General features: G+C 64.0%; 17 protein-coding genes. 6 read left to right on the top strand and 11 right to left on the bottom strand.

Translation table 11 applies throughout. The features are described from left to right. Positions 1-20: 20 nt before the first annotated feature. The 3 genes from AC0L30_RS20040 to AC0L30_RS20030 all read right to left on the bottom strand — a co-directional run bounded on the left by AC0L30_RS20040 (position 21) and on the right by AC0L30_RS20030 (position 2,910). The gene (locus AC0L30_RS20040) at positions 21-1,313 is read right to left on the bottom strand and encodes a TRAP transporter large permease (protein ID WP_473405003.1); all 1,293 of its coding nucleotides are present in this window, start codon (positions 1,311-1,313) and stop codon (positions 21-23) included. Continuing rightward, entirely contained in the window at positions 1,304-1,852 is a 549-nt protein-coding gene (locus tag AC0L30_RS20035; RefSeq protein WP_007601610.1) for a TRAP transporter small permease, read from the bottom strand. The genes AC0L30_RS20040 and AC0L30_RS20035 overlap by 10 nt, the downstream gene beginning before the upstream one ends. Before the next feature lie 86 nt (positions 1,853-1,938). Continuing rightward, positions 1,939-2,910, bottom strand: a complete 972-nt coding sequence (locus AC0L30_RS20030; protein WP_007601609.1) for a TRAP transporter substrate-binding protein — start codon at positions 2,908-2,910, stop codon at positions 1,939-1,941. Between the two features lie 324 nt (positions 2,911-3,234). Here AC0L30_RS20030 and AC0L30_RS20025 point away from each other — a divergent pair, with 324 nt between their 5' ends. Further along, positions 3,235-4,011 carry a cyclase family protein gene (locus AC0L30_RS20025; RefSeq protein ID WP_007601608.1) on the top strand — a complete coding sequence of 259 codons (777 nt, stop codon included), beginning with the start codon at positions 3,235-3,237 and terminating at the stop codon, positions 4,009-4,011. Here AC0L30_RS20025 and AC0L30_RS20020 read toward each other — a convergent pair. Both AC0L30_RS20020 and AC0L30_RS20015 read right to left on the bottom strand, forming a co-directional pair. Beyond that, positions 4,008-4,736, bottom strand: a complete 729-nt coding sequence (locus tag AC0L30_RS20020) for a Crp/Fnr family transcriptional regulator (RefSeq protein WP_007601607.1) — start codon at positions 4,734-4,736, stop codon at positions 4,008-4,010. The two genes, AC0L30_RS20025 and AC0L30_RS20020, sit on opposite strands and share 4 nt — an antisense overlap. A 497-nt stretch (positions 4,737-5,233) precedes the next feature. After that, positions 5,234-5,944 (bottom strand): helix-turn-helix domain-containing protein, encoded by a 711-nt coding sequence (locus AC0L30_RS20015; RefSeq protein ID WP_007601605.1) that lies wholly within the window; start codon positions 5,942-5,944, stop codon positions 5,234-5,236. Between the two features lie 148 nt (positions 5,945-6,092). On the opposite strand from AC0L30_RS20015, the gene AC0L30_RS20010 reads away from it, so the two are divergent. Continuing rightward, positions 6,093-6,410 (top strand): c-type cytochrome, encoded by a 318-nt coding sequence (locus AC0L30_RS20010; RefSeq protein WP_007601604.1) that lies wholly within the window; start codon positions 6,093-6,095, stop codon positions 6,408-6,410. Positions 6,411-6,416: 6 nt separating this feature from the next. Here AC0L30_RS20010 and AC0L30_RS20005 read toward each other — a convergent pair whose 3' ends face one another. Genes AC0L30_RS20005 through AC0L30_RS19995 form a run of 3 tightly spaced genes read right to left on the bottom strand, consistent with a single transcriptional unit; the run spans position 6,417 to position 9,436 of the window. After that, positions 6,417-7,526: an ABC-type transport auxiliary lipoprotein family protein gene (locus tag AC0L30_RS20005; protein ID WP_007601602.1), complete on the bottom strand. Its 1,110-nt coding sequence runs from the start codon at positions 7,524-7,526 to the stop codon at positions 6,417-6,419. A 3-nt stretch (positions 7,527-7,529) separates the two neighbouring features. Then, positions 7,530-8,297, bottom strand: coding sequence for an ABC transporter ATP-binding protein (locus tag AC0L30_RS20000; protein WP_007601601.1), 768 nt, complete (start codon positions 8,295-8,297; stop codon positions 7,530-7,532). A gap of 2 nt (positions 8,298-8,299) precedes the next feature. Then, positions 8,300-9,436 carry an MlaE family ABC transporter permease gene (locus AC0L30_RS19995; RefSeq protein ID WP_007601600.1) on the bottom strand — a complete coding sequence of 379 codons (1,137 nt, stop codon included), beginning with the start codon at positions 9,434-9,436 and terminating at the stop codon, positions 8,300-8,302. Between the two features lie 175 nt (positions 9,437-9,611). On the opposite strand from AC0L30_RS19995, the gene AC0L30_RS19990 reads away from it, so the two are divergent. Continuing rightward, on the top strand, positions 9,612-9,887 hold the full coding sequence (locus tag AC0L30_RS19990) for a hypothetical protein (protein ID WP_007601598.1): 276 nt from the start codon (positions 9,612-9,614) through the stop codon (positions 9,885-9,887). Continuing rightward, the gene (locus AC0L30_RS19985; RefSeq protein WP_007601597.1) at positions 9,888-10,376 is read left to right on the top strand and encodes a phage holin family protein; all 489 of its coding nucleotides are present in this window, start codon (positions 9,888-9,890) and stop codon (positions 10,374-10,376) included. A gap of 9 nt (positions 10,377-10,385) precedes the next feature. Here AC0L30_RS19985 and AC0L30_RS19980 read toward each other — a convergent pair whose 3' ends face one another. Beyond that, positions 10,386-13,079, bottom strand: coding sequence for a bifunctional acetate--CoA ligase family protein/GNAT family N-acetyltransferase (locus AC0L30_RS19980; protein ID WP_007601595.1), 2,694 nt, complete (start codon positions 13,077-13,079; stop codon positions 10,386-10,388). A 69-nt stretch (positions 13,080-13,148) separates the two neighbouring features. After that, positions 13,149-13,988, bottom strand: coding sequence for a universal stress protein (locus AC0L30_RS19975; RefSeq protein WP_473405002.1), 840 nt, complete (start codon positions 13,986-13,988; stop codon positions 13,149-13,151). A 194-nt stretch (positions 13,989-14,182) separates the two neighbouring features. Here AC0L30_RS19975 and AC0L30_RS19970 point away from each other — a divergent pair, with 194 nt between their 5' ends. Continuing rightward, complete coding sequence (locus AC0L30_RS19970) at positions 14,183-15,715, top strand: bifunctional aminoglycoside phosphotransferase/ATP-binding protein (protein ID WP_007601591.1); 1,533 nt, start codon at positions 14,183-14,185, stop codon at positions 15,713-15,715. A gap of 12 nt (positions 15,716-15,727) precedes the next feature. Then, positions 15,728-16,699: a CHAD domain-containing protein gene (locus AC0L30_RS19965; RefSeq protein WP_007601589.1), complete on the top strand. Its 972-nt coding sequence runs from the start codon at positions 15,728-15,730 to the stop codon at positions 16,697-16,699. Here AC0L30_RS19965 and AC0L30_RS19960 read toward each other — a convergent pair. After that, the gene (locus AC0L30_RS19960) at positions 16,696-18,543 is read right to left on the bottom strand and encodes a PHA/PHB synthase family protein (RefSeq protein WP_007601587.1); all 1,848 of its coding nucleotides are present in this window, start codon (positions 18,541-18,543) and stop codon (positions 16,696-16,698) included. The two genes, AC0L30_RS19965 and AC0L30_RS19960, sit on opposite strands and share 4 nt — an antisense overlap. Between the last annotated feature and the right edge of the window lie 73 nt (positions 18,544-18,616).

The following is an 18,616-nucleotide window of genomic DNA, read 5'->3' as shown; positions in this document are numbered from 1 at the left end:
AGAGTCTCCCTGCGTTGCTGCTATCCCTTGTAGCCCATCAGCAGGCGGGGCAGCCACAGCGAGAACGCGGGGACGTAGGTCACGAACATCAGAGCTGCGATCAGCGCGGCGTAGAACGGCAGGATGGTGCGCATCACCGCGCCCACCGAGATGCCGCCGATCGCGCAGCCTACGAACTGCGTCGTTCCGACCGGCGGGGTGTTCAGCCCGAGCGCGCAGTTGATCAGCATCAGCATGCCGAACTGCACCGGATCCATGCCCGCCTTCATCGCGATCGGCAGGAAGATGGGCGTGCAGATCAGGATGGTCGCGGCCATGTCCATGAACGTGCCCAGCACGAACAGGATGACGTTGATGAGCAGGAAGATGACCCAGGGCTGCGTCGAGACCTTGCCCATCATCTCGCCGGCGAAGTCGGCGACCCCGTAAAGCCCCATCAGGTACTGGAACATGGTGGAGACGCCGATCAGCAGCAGCACCACGCCCGTGGTCTTCACCGCCTTGGCCGCAGCGCGCAGGAAGTTCGGCAAGGTCATGGTGCGGTAGATGAAGAACGTCAGCAGGATCGTATAGGTGACCGCGACGGCCGCGGATTCGGTTGCCGTGAACACGCCGGACAGGATGCCCGCCAGGATGATGCCGACGATCAGAAGGCCGGGCAGAGCGGCGGCGAACGAGCGAAAAACCGCGGGCCAGCCCGGGAACTTGCCGGCCGGATAGCCGCGCTTCACCGCGACCGCGTAAGCGGCGACCAGCATGCACACCATCAGCACCAGCGCGGGCAGGAGGCCGGCGGCGATCAGCGCGCCGATCGAGACCTTGCCGCCGGCGGCGAGCGCATAGATGATCATGTTGTGACTGGTCGGCATCAGTGCTCCGACCAGCGACGCATGGGTGGTGACGTTGACGGCGTAGTCGGTGTCGAAACCTTCCTTCTTCATCATGGGGATCATCACGGCCCCCATCGCCGACACGTCGGCAACAGGCGAGCCGGACACGCCGCCGAACAATGTGCAGGCGACCACGTTCGACATACCGAGCCCGCCGCGGATGTGTCCGACGAGATTCTTGGCGAGCTGCACGATCTTGTCGGCGACGCCGCCATGCAGCATCAGCTCACCGCTGAAGACGAAGAACGGGATGGCGAGGAAGGAGAAGATGTTCATCCCCGACATCATCTGCTGGAAGATGACCGCGACCGGCAGGCCTTCGTAGAGGATCGTGCAAATCGCCGAGAGGCCGATCGCGAAGGCGACGGGGACGCCGAGGACCAGGAAACCGAAAAAAGTGGCGCCGAGGATGATCAGTTCCATGAGGGGACGACCTCTTCGCCGCGCAGGAGAGCGATAATGTGCTCGATTGAAAAGGAAACGATCAGGACGCCGGAGGCGATCAGCGGCACGTAGCGGATGACCTCGGGCAGGCCGAGATTGGGGATCTTGACCGTTCCGACCGAGGCTCCGAGGATCCAGCCGTTATAGGCCATCGCGACGCCGAAGCCGGCGACCAGGACGTGGATGACAAGCTCGATCTTCTCTCGCGCGTTGTCCGGCAGCATCACCAGCAAACTGTCCATCCCGATATGCCCGGCATCGCGCACGCCGACGGCGGCGCCGATCAACGTGACATACAGGATCAGAACCAACGCAAGGTTCTCCGTCCAGGTCGGGCTGGAATTGAGCACGTAGCGTCCGAACACCTGGTAGAAGACGATGGTGACGATGACGAGCAGCCCGGTCACCGACAGATACATGCCCAGCCGAGCGACGGGTGCATTGATCCGCGACAGCAGGCCGGTGGACGGGCGTCCGGCTACGTCCAGTTCGTGGTCTGCGACGTGAGGGTCTGTCATCCAAGTCTCCTTGCAAGTCTCCTTGCGCGCCTCCACTGCGTCGGTCCGGCGTCGCCAATCGGCAACGCCGGGCCGACGCTATGGCCTTACTTCGTGTCCTGGATACGCTTGACGAGGCTCTTCAGCTTCTCGTCACCCGCGAACTTGTCGTACACGGGCTTCATCGCGTCGACGAACTCCGCCTTGTTGGCGATCGTCACGACCTGAACGCCAGCCGCCTCAACGGTCTTGCGGGACGCCTGCTCGCGCTCGTCCCAGAGCTTGCGCATGACGGGCACCGATTCCTTGGCCGCCTTGCGGACCATCGCCTGGTCTTCCTTGCTCAGCGTGTCCCAGACCGTCTTGGACATCACGAGAACTTCGGGCGCCAGAGAGTGCTCGGTGACGTTATAGAACTTGGCGGCCTCGAAATGGCGCGAGGACTCGTAAGACGGCCAGTTGTTCTCGGCAGCGTCCACCAGACCGGTCTTGAGCGCGGTATAGACCTCGCCATACGGCATCGGGGTCGGATTGGCCCCAAGGCTCTGGATCATGCCGACCCACAGATCGGATTGCTGGACGCGAATTTTCAGACCCTTGACATCCGCGAGCGACTTGATCGGTGCCTTGACGGTGTAAATGGACCGGGCGCCGCTGTCGTAATAGGCGAGGCCGATCAGGCCTGCGGGCGCCATGGCCGCCAGGATCTCGTCGCCGATCGGCCCGTCAAGGACGGTACGCATGTGCTGCGTGTCCCGGAAGATGAAGGGCAGGCACAACGCGATGGTTTCCGGCACGAAGTTGTTCAAGGGCGATGCGTTGATCCGCATCATGTCGAGTGCGCCGATCTTGAGCTGCTCGATGGTGTCCTTCTCGGAGCCCAGGGCACCGTTGGGGAACACCTTCACGCCGAGCTTGCCGCCGCTCGCCGCAGCGAGCTGCTTGCCCATGAACTTGACGGCCTCGACGGTCGGATAATCGGCGGGATGGATGTCGGCGGAACGGAAATCGCGTGCGGTCGCCAAGGGGGCTGAGACCGCCAGCAGAGCGGCTGTGATGACGCCGGTAAGTATCTTCATCTGGGCTTCCTCCTGAGTTGATTATGTCGTTGGGCAGATGCTGCGGGCCGCCTTGGGTCGCTCCACTTCCGGTATGAAGTCAAGCGCCATTGTCGTCCCTAGGGCGCGCGGCATTCTCTGTCCAAGCCAAATCCGGCATCGATCAATGCTAGAGTTGCATCGATGGATCAAGCCGCCTTTGGGCGGACAACCGGCTCGTAGCCCGCTTTTTCCGAAATCATCTGTCCGTCTGCCGCGGGAAGCGTTTATGCGCGTTGCTTGACGCCGCCGGTGCGGCCCCCTCAAGATGCTGCGAAACAAAACGGACCATCCCGAGGAATGCCCATGCCGCGGAAGCTGATCGACATCTCCGTGCCGCTCAGAAACGACGTGACGGCGGATCCGCCGGGCAATCACCCGACGATCCAGTACATCGATCACCAGCAGGGCCTGCCGCGGATGCTGCAGTTCTTCGACGGCCTTACGGCGCAGGACCTGCCGGACGGCCAGGGCTGGGCCGTCGAGCAGGTCTCGCTGTCGACCCATAACGGCACGCATCTCGATGCGCCCTGGCACTTCCATCCAACCATGAATCGCGGCGAGCGGTCATGGACGATCGACGAGGTGCCGCTGGAATGGTGCTTTCAGCCCGGCGTGAAGCTCGACTTCCGACATCTGCCCGACGGCTACGTGGCGAGCGCCGACGACGTCGAGAAGGAGTTGAGGCGGATCCGGCATGCGCTGTCGCCGCTGGAGATCGTCGTCGTCAACACCGGCGCCGGCGCCAAGTTCGGCCAAGCCGACTATGTCAGCTCAGGCTGTGGCATGGGCTATGAGGCCACCATGTATCTGCTCGAACGCGGCGTGCGGCTGACCGGCACCGACGGCTGGAGCTGGGACGCGCCGTTCGTCCACACCGCGAAGAAATATGCCGAAACGAAAGATGCCGGCCTGATCTGGGAGGGCCACAAGGCGGGGCGGCACATCGGCTATTGCCATCTCGAGAAGCTGCACAATCTCGACCAGCTGCCTTCGACCGGGTTCACCGTCTCGTGCTTTCCGGTGAAGATCGAGCGGGCCTCCGCAGGCTGGACCCGCGCCGTCGCGATCATCGACAGCTAGCTGTCGAGCCCGCTCTCGGCGAGTTCGCGCAAGGCATCCATGTCGAGCACGACGATGGCGCCGTGCTCGAGGCGAACCCAGTTGCGGCCCGCCCAGGCGCGCAATTGCTTGTTGATGCTCTCGCGCGTCATCCCCACCATCTCGCTGATCTCCTGCTGCGTGATGGCGAGCGTGCCGCTGCCGGAGTCGAACTTGCGCTCTTCGGTGAGGCCGAGCAGCGCGCTCGCAAGCCGGCCCGGCAGATTTTGCAGGATCACCTGCTCGACCTGCTGGCTGGTCCAGCGCAGGCGCGCGCAGAGCAGCTCGATGAATTTCATTGCGAGCGCCGGCTGGCTCTTCACGAACGGCAGGAAGTCCCGGCGATCGATGATGTAGAGTTCGCAATTGGTGTTGGCGGTCGCATCGGCCGACCTGGGGGCGCCGTCCAGCACCGCGATTTCGCCGAAGATCTCTCCGGGACCGATCAGATTGAGAATGGCGTTACGGCCGTCGGGCGACGAAGAGGAAATCTTCACCGTCCCTGTGATCACCGCGAACAGATTGTTGCCGGGATCGCCCTTGGCAGCGATCGTCGCGCCGCGCTTCACCGTGGTGTGCTTGGCGTAACGGCAGAGCTGATCCAGCGCCTCCGGCTCCAGATCCGCAAAGATCGGGTGCTTGCGCAGGACCGATAATTTATTCCCCGCTGCTTGTCGGGGGTCGTCGCCGGTCTTGTCCTGAGGCACGCCACTGGGCTCCTAAGACTGCGAGGCACTGGGGTCCCTGCGTAGTCAGTGTAGCCCAGTTTTTCAACCGGAAAGCATGCTCTCGATTTGAGGCAAACGCGGCGAAAATGCCGCGGTCAGGGGCGAAGCCGGCAGCCGAAGGATGAGCCAATGCGTCCCGGTCGATGCAGAGTTGCAAGCGCCGCACGCCGCCTTGCGTTGAGGCGCTGCCAATCGTCCCGAGTTCGCACGGCCTAGCCCGCGCCGCGGGCGCCACAAAATGCGACCCTAATCTCAGGAGCTTCGACGCTTGACGTCTGACTTGAGCGGGCCCGCGCTGGTTTGCCGGTCTGCCCAGGCCAGAGCCCCGGCGAATGTGACAAAGATTGCCACGACAATGATGCTCATAAGCAACGCGTCAGCCGGCATGATGCCCTCCCCTGTGGTTTCAGGCATTATTCGGGGCACGCGGCCGAATGCATTGATCCCGATCAAAATCGAGCCGCGCTGCGTCGGAATCAGGCTGCGGCCAAGGCCTCGACCTTCGCCGGATCGAGCAGGCTGATCCCGCCATGAATGATCTCGATCACGCCGTGGCGCTCCAGCTTGGTGAAGGTGCGGCTGACGGTCTCGATGGTCAGGCCGAGGTAGTCGGCGATGTCCTGGCGGCTCATCGGAAGCGGAACCGTGTCCGATGCCCCCTTCAGCGAGACCAGCCGCTCGCGCCAGCCGAGCAGAAAGGCCGCCACCTTTTCGTCCGCCGAACGGCGGCCGAGCAGGACCATGTGGTCCCGGGCCTGGTTCAGCTCGCGAATTGCCAGCTCGTTGATCCGCCTGAGGAGGTGCAGCCGGTCCTCGATGAAACGGCCGAAGGGTGCCTTCGCAAACTGGCATACCGTCACCGCGCCGATCGCATCGGCCGAAAAATTGTGCCTGCCCGAAATATTCATCCCCAGGAAATCGCCGGGCAAGGCAAAGCCCACGATCTGCCGGCGGCCGTCGGCGAGTAGCTTGTACAGCCGCATGACGCCCTCGAGGAGATTGTAGAACGAGGTCGTGATGTCCTCCTCGGAGAACACAGTCTCGCCTGAGGAAAAATGGACGCGCCGGCCGAGATGCTCGAATTCCCGAAGCTCGACCGCATCCAGCGACGAACAAACCGCTGATGCGCGGACGGCGCAATCGGTGCAGAGCTGCCAGTTCGGTTCAATCGTGACTATGGGCTTCATCGACCGCTCCAAGCGCCGGGTGGCCATCAGGCCCATTCCGTCGCGCGGCTGCATTTTACTGCACTGCGCCAAGGCCGGTTGACCCAGATCAATTTTGGAGGGAATCCCCGCCCTATTCTTCTCCCGGACATAATCGGGGTCACTTTACATGCTGCAAGGAACGCTGCGTCACGGGTTGATTGGGTTGCTTCTGATCACGCCTGCTGTGGCGGCCCCGACCGCCGAACAACGCGGCAAGGCCTTTGCGCGAGCCAATTGCGCGCGCTGCCACGCGATCGACCGTGCGTCGAACAGTCCGCTCAAGATCGCACCGCCGCTGCGCGCCCTGCACCAACGCTATCCCGTCGAGAGCCTTGGGGAGGCGCTGGCCGAAGGCATCAACACCGGCCACGCCGACATGCCGGCCTTCGAGCTCAGTCCGGACCAGATCCACGATCTCCTGTCCTACCTCAAGACCCTGGAATAGCCGGCGTCACACCGCCTGCACCGTCCAGCCGATCAGCTCCTTGGCGATGCGTGTGAAGGCCACATCGAACGCTGCGACCGCCGCGGCCGGTTCGACCTTGTCGAGCTTTTCGCTGGTGTCGAGGAGACGCGAGGCGATCACCTTGCCGTTCTTGTCGACGATCCGCGCCGACAGTCCGATCTCGACCCGTGCCTCCCCCTCTGTGGCGATGCGGAAGCGCCTGATGTCGATCAGCAGCTGATAGTCCGCTTGCCCCAGATCGGCCGTTCGCAATGGCGCGTGGGCGATGTCGTAGTTCTCGAAACTGTCGATCAGCCGCGCCTGCACCAGTTTTGGAATGCTGTCGGCCCAGAGGAAGTCCGCAAAGCCCGGATTGTCGCCGCCGGGGGCGAACAGCATGCGCTGGGTCTGGAGCATGGCGACCGCCGTCGGCTCGGGAATGGCCAGTGACGTCGAGAGCGTCTTGCCGGCCGGCCCGAGGTTCTGCGGCGTGCGCAGGTCATAGGTGACTTTCTGCGCCGGCGTTCCGCCGCCGGTCATCTTCTCCAGGCCCGCCAAAATGCCGTCGATTTTGCCGGTGTTGCGCGCAAGCCCGTCCGAGAAGGTCTTGAGATTGGCGATGGTGTCCTTCAGCGGACCCGAATTGTCCTCCAGCACGGTGTCGACCCGCCGCAACGCATCACGCGCGGCTTGCGTCATGCTCTGGCCCGCACCCGCCTCGGCAATCAAGGTCGGGGTCGGGGTCTCGCCGGATTTGGTGACGATGACGCCTCCCTCCAGCGTCACTACCGGCACGCCGGTCAGCCCCTGGAAATCGAGCCCGACCCTGCTGTCGGCGCGCACCGGCGTGGTTGAAGCAACCGATATCGTCGCATTGACGAAGCGTGGATTGTCCGGCGCAAGCCCGAGCTGGGTAACCTCGCCGACGCGGATGCCGTTGAACAGTACGCCGGCTCCGACCAGAAGACCGGGCACCGGGCCCTGGAATTGTACGTGATAGCTCGTGCGCGGCCCGATGCCGCCGGTGTTGTTCAGCCAATAGACGAAGCCGAACACCGCGAGGATCGCGGCCAGGACGAAACTGCCGATCAGCACGTAGGGAGCGCGGGTTTCCATGTCTCATCTCATCTCGTGTTGCAGCATCTGCGAGCGCTTGCCATGGAAATAGGCGCGCACCCAGGGATGCTCGGATTGCAGCAGGTCGCGCATCGGACCGATCGCCACGATCTTGCCGTCGGCAAGAGCAGCGACCCGATCGCAGACCGTTGTCAGGCTCGCCAGATCATGGGTAACCATGAAGACGGTGAAGCCGAGGGTCTTTTGCAGGGTCGCGATCAGCGCATCGAAATCACCCGCCGCGATCGGATCGAGGCCCGAGGTCGGCTCGTCCAGGAACAGGATCGGCGGATCGAGCGCGAGCGCGCGCGCCAGCGCGACGCGCTTGGTCATGCCGCCGGATAGCTCCGCCGGATATTTATCGGCATCCTGCGCCCGCAGCCCGACCATTTCGAGCTTGGCGATCGCGATCTCGTCCATCAGCTCCTGCGACAGGACGAGATTTTCACGAAGCGGAAATTGGATGTTCTGCCGGACCGTCAGCGAGGAGAACAGCGCGCCCTGCTGGAACAGAATCCCCCATGTCGTGGCCGCGCCTTCGGTGCGGCCGCCGATTGGCCGTCCCGTAACCTGGATGGTCCCGCCTTGGCGCGGGATGAGGCCGATGATGGTCCGCATCAGCACCGACTTGCCGCCACCGGACGCCCCCACCAGTCCGAGGATCTCACCCCGGCGCACGTCGAGCGACAGATGATCGAGCACGGTCTGCCGGCCGAAGCCGACCACGAGGTCGCGGACGCGGATCGCGAACTGCTCTTGCGATTCGCCCATGATCACATTCCGATCGAGGCGAAGAAGATCGCGAACATTCCGTCGAGCACGATCACCAGGAAGATCGACTTGACCACCGACGTCGTGGTCTGTCGTCCCAGCGACTCGGCGCTGCCCTTCACGCGCAAGCCCTCGCTGCAGGCGACTACTCCGATCACCAGCGCCATGAACGGCGCCTTCAGGATGCCCACCTCGAAATGGGTGACCGAGATCGCCTCGTGCAGCCTCGCGATGTAGATCGCCGGCGCCATGCCGCCGTAGAACTGCGCGACCAGGCCGCCGCCATAGAGTGCGGCAATCGATCCGATGAAAGCAAGGATCGGCAGCGCAATCACCAGGGCCGCAACCCGCGGCAGGATCAGGACGTGGACGGGATCGAGGCCCATGGTCGAGAGCGCATCAATCTCCTCGCGCATCTTCATCGAGCCGAGCTCGGCGGTGTAGGCGCTTCCCGAGCGGCCGGCGACCATGATGGCAACGATCAGCACCCCGAGCTCGCGCAGCACCAGGATGCCGACCATGTCGACGGTGTAGGACTCCGCGCCGAACCTGCGGAAATGGAAAAATCCCTGCTGGGCGATGATGGCGCCGATCAGGAAGGTGATCAGCACGACGATGGGGATGGCCTGCCAGCCGATGCGATAGAGCTGATAGATCAGCGATGTCAGTCGCAGCGAGCGCGGCCGGCGCAGCACGCCGATCACGGCCATGCACAACGCGCCCAGCATTTGAAGAAAGATCGTGATGTCTTCACGCGCGCCGACCGTGGACTTGCCGAGATCGCTCAGCCTGAGCAGAACAGGGTTGGGTGCAGGCGTCGGCAGCGGCGTGTGGCGGTTGACCTGACGCACCTCGTCCATCAGGCCACTGAAATGGTCGGCGACCCCGATAAATTCGGTCGATCGACCGGACGATGAAGCCCTGCGCGACAGCTTTTCCAGGACCCAGGCGCCGAGCGTGTCGAGCGCGCTGACGCCCGACATGTCCAAGGTCACGGCTCTGGATTGATCGACGTCCGCCCCGACCGACCGGGACAATGTCTCCAGCATCGACACGTTCGCGGCAATCCACGGCCCTTCCGGGCACAATTTCAGCTCTTCGCCGGAGGGCGTTGCCAGCAACAGCGGTTCGGAGTTCACGCTTCCACCTCATCGGGACAACCCGGTCCCCATTCAGCCGGTCATTCTAGGCCAGCATGTGGCAGCCGGTTTGACCTGTCTCAAGACCACGACGCGTCTGCCTCCTTGACGCAAATCAAGCGCGGTCGGACCAGTGGGTCCTAGGTTTGTTTCCATTAACGGGGAAATCAGATCGATGTTCGACAGCGACAGGATGAGCGATGAACTGCGCACGCTGAAGATTGACGTCACACGCTTGCTGAGCACGGCCGGCGAGGAGATGTTCGACAGTTCGAAGGACCGCGCGGAGGCGCTTGCCGATCAGATCAGGGCCGCGCTCGCCGAGCTCGGCGAGACCGTCGACGAGGAGCAGGAGCAGCTGCAGGGCCTCATTGCGGACCGCCCGATCACACCACTTGCCTCGGCCTTCGCGCTCGGCGTGGTCGTCGGCTTCATGCTGCGGAGGCACTAGGTGAACACCGAAAATGTCGTCAAACATCTGCGGGTGCTCTGGCGTACCGACAGGATCATCGCGGACATCCGACTGCGCCACCTGCTGATCGGCCTCGGCCTGCGCGCCTTTGCGGCGCTGATCGCCGCCTTCGGCCTCCTGATGCTGGAGCTATCGGCCTATTTCGCACTGGTGCAGATCTGGAGTGCCATTGGCGCGGCCGCCATCCTCGGCGCCGTCAATTTTGTCATCGCAGCCATTCTCTTTGTGATTGCCGGCCGGCCTCCCTCGGGGCGCGACATCGAACTCGCCAACGAGATTCACGGCGCATCCATCGAAGCACTTCAGCTCGAGGCACGCACATTCCAGGCCCAAATGTCGGGCGCCGTGCATCATCCGCTCAGCACGATCTTGCCGGTGCTGGTGCCGCTGATTGCGGTCCTGATCAAGACTTTGCGGAGAACGGCCAAGGAGTCCCCCGCGGCAAATTCGGCTGAAGCGCGCTCATAGCGGTCGCGCTCAGAGTTTCAGCCTGACGTCGCAAATGTCCGGTTCAGTGGGATCCGGCTTCACCTCGAAGCCGAGCTGCCGGCACATCTCCAGCATGGTGGTGTTCTCCCTGAGAACATCACCCGAGATCGCCTTGAGCCCCTCCGATCTCGCGTAGTCGATGATCAGCTGCATCAGGGCCCATCCCAGCCCCTTGCCCTTGAGATCGGACCGCAGCAGGATCGCATATTCGCCGCTCTCGTAGATCGAGTCCGAATGGAGTCGGACCACGCCGACCATCTCACCGCTCGCCTCGTCGAATGCGATAAAGGCCATCGCGCGCGCATAGTCGAGCTGGGTCAGGCGCGCGATGAACTCGTGGGTGAACTCCTTCATCGGCGCGAAGAAACGCAGACGAAGATCGTGCGCCGTGACATGACGCAGGAATGCGTGGATGGTCGGCTCGTCCTCCGGACGCAGGGGCCGCGCGAAGATCCGCCAGCCCTCCTTGAGCTTGAGGCGGCGCTCCCATTGGGACGGATAGGCCCGAACGGCGAAGTTGGCGGCGCCGGAGCCGGCAAACTTCGGTTGCGGCGGCCCGACCGCGACGCGAGCGTCGACCGCGGTCACGCCGGTTTCATCCGCCAGCAGCGGATTGATGTCGAATTCGCGGATCTCGGGAATGTCGGCGGCCATCTGCGCCAGCTTGACCAGGACCATGGCGACAGCGTCAGGCTTCACCGCCGGCACGTCCCGGTAAGCGCGAAGCAGCCGGGACACGCGCGTGCGGTCGATCAGGTCGCGGGCCAGTTGCAGATCGAGCGGCGGCAGCGCAAGCGCCTTGTCGTTGATGATCTCGACCGCGGTCCCGCCGCGGCCGAATACCACGACGGTCCCGAAGGTCGGATCGTCGGCGAGGCCCAGGATCAGCTCGCGCGCCTTCGCCTTGACGACCATCGCCTGCACGATGACGCCCTCGATGCGAGCTTCGGGACGCAGCTTTCTCGCCCGGGCGAGAATGTCGGTGGCGGCGGCGCGCACCGCCTCGACCGTCGTCAGATTGAGCACGACGCCGCCGACATCGGATTTGTGGACGATGTCGCGCGACATGATCTTCAGCACGACGGTGGCGCCTTGCGCAAAGATGTCTTCCGCGTAGGCCACCGCCTGCTCGACATCGGCCGCGGCGTAAGTGGGCACCATCGCGATATCGTAGGCTTCGAGCAGGTGCTTGATCTCGACGGGTTCGAGCCATTGCCGGCCGTCTGCGATGGCGGCAGCGACGATCTGTTTTGCGGCACGTGCGTCCGGCACGAAAGTCTCGGGCATTGCGGGTGGAACCTGGCTCAACTCCTCCACGACTTCGCGATGCCTCACGAGGTACATGAAGCCGCGCACGGCGTCATCCTCGGTCGGATAGTTCGGGATGCCCGCGCCGGACAGTGTTTCGATGATGTTCTGGTCTGCTCCGATCCACGAGGCGAGCACGGGCTTGGCCCAACTGCGGTGCTTCTCGCGATATGTCTTGACGCGTTCGGTCACCATCGTTGCGATATCGGCAGCCGAGGCGATCGCGGTCTGCACGTTGAGGACGAGGACCGCGTCGTTGTCGGGATCGGCGAGCAGCACCTCGAGCGCCGCCGCATAGCGCGACGCATCGGCGTCGCCCACGATGTCGACGGGATTTGCGCCGGACCAGGTCGGCGGCAGCGCGTCATCGAGCTTCTTGCGCGCGTCCGCCGAGATGCTCGCCGGAATGCCGCCGAGTTCGACCAACCGGTCGATGGCGAGGACACCGATGCCGCCGCCATTGGTCAGGATGGCGAGGCGCTTTCCCGCCGGCGACTCGACGCGGCCGAGCGTCTCGGCGCAATCGAACAGCTCGCGCAGATCGGAGACCCGCAGGACGCCCGCGCGGCGGAACGCCGCGTCATAGACGGCGTCGGCGCCCGCAAGCGCACCGGTATGGGTGGCAGCCGCCTTCGCGCCCTGCGCCATTCGGCCGGACTTCACCACGACAACGGGCTTCACGCGCGCCGCGGCACGCGCGGCCGACATGAACTTGCGCGCGTCCTGGATGGCTTCGATATAGAGCAGGATCGCGCGGGTCTTGTGATCCATCGCGAAATAGTCGAGCAGATCGGCAATATCGACGTCGATTTGATCGCCGATCGAGACGATGCCGGAGAAGCCGACGCCGCGCTGCGCGGCCCAATCGACCATGCCGGCCGCGATCGCGCCTGATTGCGAGATCAGCGCGAGATTCCCCGGCCCCGGCATGTGCGCAGCAAAACTGGCATTGAGGCTCACGGCGGGCATCATGATGCCCAGGCAGTTCGGCCCGATCAGCCGCATGCCGTATTTGCGGGCCGCAGTGATGGCGGCCCCGTGGAGGGACCCCGGTCCATGGCCGAGCCCGGCCGAGACGATCAGGGCGCCCGCCGAGCCGCGCCGCCCGGCTTGATCGACAATGCCCGGAACCGCGCGCGCCGGCGCGGTGATAACCACAAGCTCGGGCACGAACGGCAATAGATCGAGGCTGTCCACGGCCGTGACGCCGCCGATCTCCGCATGGCGCGGATTAACGAGGCCGAACTGTCCCGTGAATCCAGCCTTACGAATGTTCTCCAGAACGGCGCGTCCAACGGAGACCGGGCGGGCGCTCGCACCGACGAGCGCGACCGAACGCGGCGACAGCAGGTTCTTCAGACGATAGGTTGACATGAAAGCAAATGCGCCCGGTCGGTGGCGGTTCCGATGGTTGACGATCAGGCCGATAAACTGGCCACCCGCCTAGTACGAGATCATAACCCAGCACGGTGGCTCGCCAATGACGGTCTTTGTCACACCGCCCCAAACGATCTCGTTCAGGCGCGAATGATGGTAGGCGCCCATTACGATCGCATCGATGGCATGGGAATTCGCCCAGCTTCCGAGCACCTTGCCAATCGAGCTGCCGCCGCCCGCCACGGTTTCAAACGAGGCGTAGACCCCATGTTCCCTCAAGTGATCGACGAGAGCCGTCCCGGATTGCACGATCGCCTCGGACTTGTCGTCCGCCACGGTCACCACGCGGACCAGGGCTGCTGCCTGAAGGATAGGCAGCGCGTCGCCGACCGCACGCGCCGCACGCGCGGAGTGGTCCCAGGCGATCATGACGTTCTCGAATTCCGGGCGCAGTTCGTCCACATGCTGCTCCGGGCAGAGCAGCACTGGCCGTCCGGATTCGAACAAGAGCGTCTCGATGATGTGCTCGGTTCGGCTGTCGTGCGGCTTCACGGGGACCAGCGTGAGATCGCTGAAGCGCCCGTGCTCGGCCAGGACTGTCGCGATCTGGTCTGCCGGCACCATGGCCGACCGGCTTTGAGCGCGAATGCCGGTGCGGGAGGTTGCGCGGGTGAACGCACCCAGGAGATCCTGACTGTCGCCCGCCCCAAGCGAGCCGTTTGGCTCGGCCGCATCGGAATCATCGGGGAGCATCACCTTCGGCCGCACGAAAACATCCTCTTCGAGCGCAAGCGCGGTGATCCTGGCGCCGAGGTCGGCGGCAACGGCCACGCATTTCTCGATCGCAGCAAGGGCCGGGCCGCGTGACTGGCCGACGAGCGGCAGAAAGACGTCCTTGATCGGCATCGGGATTCTCCTCAGGCGCCAGAATAGGCCGGCTTTGGTTGGGACGCTTGATCCTCGTCAAGCCCAAGAACTCCGACCGATCGGAAAGGAGACAGGCGTTGACCGAAGTCAAGGACTGGCCGTGATCTGCTTCTATGGATTACCCTGATCGCGGGGCGAGCCGCCTTCCGACGCATCTGGACGTACCAGCTGGAATGACAGACGATTCTGCGACCCAGGACCGGATCTTTGCGGCGCTCACCAATTCCGCGGGTCATCCGAACGTAAGGCGGATCGATACGCACGCAGCTTCGGTCTTTCTCGAAGGCAGACGCGCTCTGAAAATCAAGCGCGCCGTGCAGTTTCCGTTCCTCGATTATTCGACGCTCGAGAAGCGCAAGGCGGCGTGTGAGGAGGAGATCAGGATCAACCGGCCGCTGGCGCCGCAGATCTATCACCGCGTCGTGGCGATCACGGAAGAGCCCGATGGATCGGTGAAGGTCGACGGAAGCGGCCGGCCGATCGAGTATGCGGTCGAGATGTTGCGCTTCGACGAAAGCCGGACGCTGGATCATCTGGCCAACGCCGGAGCGCTGGATGACACTTTTGCCTCGGCTGTCGCCGACGCGATCGCCGCTTCGCATGCGCAGGCTATTCGCGCCGACGGCAGTGCATGGGTTTCCTCCATCCCCGGCCTGATCGATGGCAACAGCAATGGCCTGCGGACTGGCAATCATTTCGAAGCCGAAGAGATCGCAGAACTCGGCAGAGACTCGCACGCAACGTTCCTCCACCTTCGGCCTTTGCTCGAAGAGCGCGGCCGTCAAGGCTTCGTGCGCCGCTGCCATGGCGACCTGCATCTTGCGAACATCGTGGCGATCGACGAACAGCCGGTGCTGTTCGACGCCATCGAGTTCGATGCGCAGATGGCAACCACCGACGTGCTCTACGATCTCGCATTCGGATTGATGGACCTGTTGCACCACGATCAACCACGCGCGGCCAACATCGTGCTGAACCGTTATCTCGCCGGGACTCCGGTCGAAAATCTCGACGCGCTCTCCGCACTGCCGCTGTTCATGTCCATCCGGGCGGCGATCCGCGCCCAGGTCGCGCTGGCACGGCTGAAGCCGCCGCATTCCGGTGATCCCAGCATTCTCGACAGGGCACGGCGCTATTTTGGCCTCGCCCGCGCGCTGATCCAACCGCCCGCTCCCCGGCTGATTGCAGTCGGCGGATTGTCAGGCACCGGAAAGACGATTTTGGCACGCGCGCTCGCGCCGGACATTGCGCCGCAGCCGGGGGCCGTCGTGCTGCGCAGCGACCTCGTCCGCAAGCAGATGTTAGGGGTCAAGGAAACGAACCGCCTGCCGGCATCCGCATACACGCCGGAGGTCACGGCCCGCGTTTACGATATATTGGCTCGGCACGCCGGGCGGGTGCTGGCGCAAGGCCATTCAGCGATCATCGACGGCGTGTTCGCCCGCGAGGACGAACGAGACGCGGTCGCCGCACTGGCGCGCGAGCGCAACGTGCCGCTGAGCGGCCTATTTCTGGTTGCGGACCTCGCGACCCGGCAGGCGCGGATCGGAGCCCGCCGGGGCGACGCATCCGACGCCACGCAAGAGGTTGCCGCGCGGCAAGAGCACTATAATATCGGCCATATCGGTTGGGCGACCATCGATGCATCCGGGACGCAAGAGCAGACGCTCCAGAACTGCCGGGACGCGATCGCCGAGAGCAAGTAAGGCAATCTGCAAATGGCGCGACCCAGCACGAGTTCGACGGCCGCGCGCGTCAAGCCTGCGGCGAGGCGCAATGCCCTGCCCGGCCGCCTCAGCTCCGGCATGGTCTGCGACACGGCCTTCCGGATCATCGCCCGCCGTCACCTCGCCGCCGTTCTCGCCCAGCATGACGGCACCTGCCGCGGCGATCCCGAGGCACTGCACCAGATCCGGATTGCACTGACGCATCTGCGCACCGCCATCCGCTTCTTCTCACCGATGGTCGATGATGCCCTTCGGCCGGAGGTCTGGACCGAACTGAAATGGCTGAACAGCCAGCTCGGCATGGTCCGGGACCTCGACGTGGCGATCGAGCGGGTCATCGCCGAGAGTGAAGGCGAGTTGACCGTGATTGCCGAGCTCCAGCATTGGGACGAAAAGCGCGCCGAGAGCCATCGCCAGTTGGCGCGCGCGCTGCAATCCGCGCGGTATCGCCGGCTCGTCGAGCAGACCTCAGCCTGGATCGAGAGCGGCCCCTGGTCGACCCGGCGCAGCAAGGAAGCTATTAGGCTACGCCGCTGCACGCTCGCCGACCACGCAACAGTGAAACTCACGGAATGGGAAAAAACGCTGCTCAAGAAAGCGCGCAAGCTCCGCAAGCTCGACGTCGAGAAACGGCACAAGCTGCGGCTTCTCAACAAACGGCTGACCTATTCGATCGAGTCCCTGGACGACCTATTCGCCGACGAGTCGCTGACGAAGCAGAAGTCGATCCTCAAGCAATTGCGCAAGGCGCAAAAGTCTCTCGGGCAATTGAACGACGATGCGCGAGGGCAAACCTTGGCGGCGTCATTGAACGAGGCCGTTCCCGAGGCGAGCATTCGCTTCCTCAATCGCAAGCGCGAAAAGAAACTGTTGCGGACCGCCTCGCGCGCCTACCGGAAACTCGACAAGGCCAAGCCGTTCCGCTCCGCCGACCTTGCGCCGAATGCGGAGCCTGAGGACTAGGTGTGGACGTAGTCTCCCGGCGCGTCCGGCAGACCGTCAAGGTCTCCGCCTCCGATCTGCGGCGGATCGCAGGGCGCCCCGGAGTGTGCGGCCAGCCGTTCGGCCCATTCTGGCCACCACGATCCCTCGACTTGCGGTGCCAGCTTCAGCCATTCGTCCGGGCCGACATAGGGCGCATCGGCAGCCTTGATCAGCACTTGATAGCTGTGGCCGGGCTCGTCCGGCGGCGCAACGACGCCGGCATTGTGGCCGCCGCTGGTCAACACAAAGGTCACGTCGGCATCGACCTGATAGTGGATCTTGTAGACGGATCGCCACGGCGCCACGTGATCGGCGAGCGTGCCGACCACGAACATCGGCGCATGGATGTCGGAAAGCGAGACACTCTTCTCGTCGACACGATAGCGGCCCTCGGCCAGATCGTTGCCCAGGAATAGCTTTCGCAGATACTCCGAGTGCATGCGATAGGGCAGCCGCGTGGCGTCGGCGTTCCAGGCCATCAGGTCGCTCGGTGGCGCACCCTCGCCCATCAGATAGTCATGCGACAGCCGCGACCAGATCAGTTCGTTGGAGCGCAACAGCTGGAACGCGCCGGCCATCTGCGTCGTGTCCAGATAGCCCCGCTGCCACATCAGGTCCTCGAGAAAGGCGACCTGGCTCTCGTTGACGAAGAGCGTTAGCTCGCCGGCCTCGGTGAAATCCGTCTGTGCGGCAAGCAGGGTGATCGTGCACAGTCGCTTGTCGCCGTCGCGTGCCATCGCGGCCGCGGCGATCGACAGCAATGTGCCGCCCAGGCAGTAGCCGAGCGCATGGGTGTTCCGGCCCGGCAGGATCCGGCCGATCATGTCCAGCGCCGCCATGACGCCCAGCTTGCGATAGTCGTCGAAGGCGACATCCCGGTCTTTGGCATCCGGATTTCGCCAGGAAATCGCGAATACGGTGAAGCCCTGACCGGTCAGATACTTCACCAGAGAATTCTGCGGCGACAGATCGAGGATGTAGTACTTCATGATCCAGGCGGGCACGATCAGGATTGGCTCGGGTCGCACTTGCGCAGTCGTGGGTTGGTACTGGATCAGCTCGATCAACGCGTTGCGATAAACGACCTTGCCCGGCGAAGCCGCGACCGTCTCGCCGACGATGAACTGTTCGTCACCCGCGGGCCTAGAGGCGGAGAGCAGGCGCATCAGGTCGCTGCACCAGTTCTGCCAGCCGAACACGAAATTCTCCCCGCCGCTCCGGAACGCCTTCTCCAGCACTTGCGGATTGGTCGCCGCGAAGTTCGACGGCGCCAGCATGTCGAGCATCTGGCGCATCGAGAATTCGACGATGGCTTCATTTGCGTGCGACACGCCACGTACACCTGTCGCGGCATCGTGCCACCAGCGCTCTCCGAGCAGGAACGCCTGCGCAAGCAGATTGAACGGTGCGGCTTCCCATTGTGGCCCCCTGAAGCGACGATCCCGCCCCTGCGGCGCAATCACGGACCACGGTTTTTGCGACGTCGCATGCGCGGCGGCTTCCACAAACTGGCCCATGTCGCGAAGCATGTTGCGCGACATCTCCACCTGACGCTGCGGTGCCGCAGCCAGATGAGAGCTCCAATCGAGCCAGGCGAGCGACAAGGCCAGCGGCGAAATCCCGCCCGTCAACCGCGACAGCATCGCGTGAAACGCGCGGTCAAGAGGGTATGGCTCCGATACAGGCAGGGAATCGGCGGCGACGGGCCTTCCAGCCAGGGCTTCGGGGGCCGTCGTAGAGGCTTCGGGCTCAACAACAGGACTGACGGAGAGAGCCTGCGCGGACGGCTCTTCGGGTCTTGGAAATATCTGCACGACGCTCATGGCTGAATGTTCCTGCCCGCTTCTTGGCGGCGTGGCAGCAGGATATGGCGAGGCTTCGGATGCGCGTTGAGCT

This window comes from Bradyrhizobium sp. MI1.11, assembly GCF_055811255.1.
Note: the sequence above shows the minus strand (reverse complement) of the source record. Positions and strands in the feature narration are given on the sequence as shown.

Bases quoted from the DNA above. Each gene is read 5' to 3' on its own strand.
- AC0L30_RS20040 (WP_473405003.1), bottom strand. From the start codon at position 1,313: ATGGAACTGATCATCCTCGGCGCCACTTTTTTCGGTTTCCTGGTCCTC.
- AC0L30_RS20035 (WP_007601610.1), bottom strand. From the start codon at position 1,852: ATGACAGACCCTCACGTCGCAGACCACGAACTGGACGTAGCCGGACGC.
- AC0L30_RS20030 (WP_007601609.1), bottom strand. From the start codon at position 2,910: ATGAAGATACTTACCGGCGTCATCACAGCCGCTCTGCTGGCGGTCTCA.
- AC0L30_RS20025 (WP_007601608.1), top strand. From the start codon at position 3,235: ATGCCGCGGAAGCTGATCGACATCTCCGTGCCGCTCAGAAACGACGTG.
- AC0L30_RS20015 (WP_007601605.1), bottom strand. From the start codon at position 5,944: ATGAAGCCCATAGTCACGATTGAACCGAACTGGCAGCTCTGCACCGAT.
- AC0L30_RS20010 (WP_007601604.1), top strand. From the start codon at position 6,093: ATGCTGCAAGGAACGCTGCGTCACGGGTTGATTGGGTTGCTTCTGATC.
- AC0L30_RS20005 (WP_007601602.1), bottom strand. From the start codon at position 7,526: ATGGAAACCCGCGCTCCCTACGTGCTGATCGGCAGTTTCGTCCTGGCC.
- AC0L30_RS20000 (WP_007601601.1), bottom strand. From the start codon at position 8,297: ATGGGCGAATCGCAAGAGCAGTTCGCGATCCGCGTCCGCGACCTCGTG.
- AC0L30_RS19990 (WP_007601598.1), top strand. From the start codon at position 9,612: ATGTTCGACAGCGACAGGATGAGCGATGAACTGCGCACGCTGAAGATT.
- AC0L30_RS19980 (WP_007601595.1), bottom strand. From the start codon at position 13,079: ATGTCAACCTATCGTCTGAAGAACCTGCTGTCGCCGCGTTCGGTCGCG.
- AC0L30_RS19975 (WP_473405002.1), bottom strand. From the start codon at position 13,988: ATGCCGATCAAGGACGTCTTTCTGCCGCTCGTCGGCCAGTCACGCGGC.
- AC0L30_RS19970 (WP_007601591.1), top strand. From the start codon at position 14,183: ATGACAGACGATTCTGCGACCCAGGACCGGATCTTTGCGGCGCTCACC.
- AC0L30_RS19965 (WP_007601589.1), top strand. From the start codon at position 15,728: ATGGCGCGACCCAGCACGAGTTCGACGGCCGCGCGCGTCAAGCCTGCG.
- AC0L30_RS19960 (WP_007601587.1), bottom strand. From the start codon at position 18,543: ATGAGCGTCGTGCAGATATTTCCAAGACCCGAAGAGCCGTCCGCGCAG.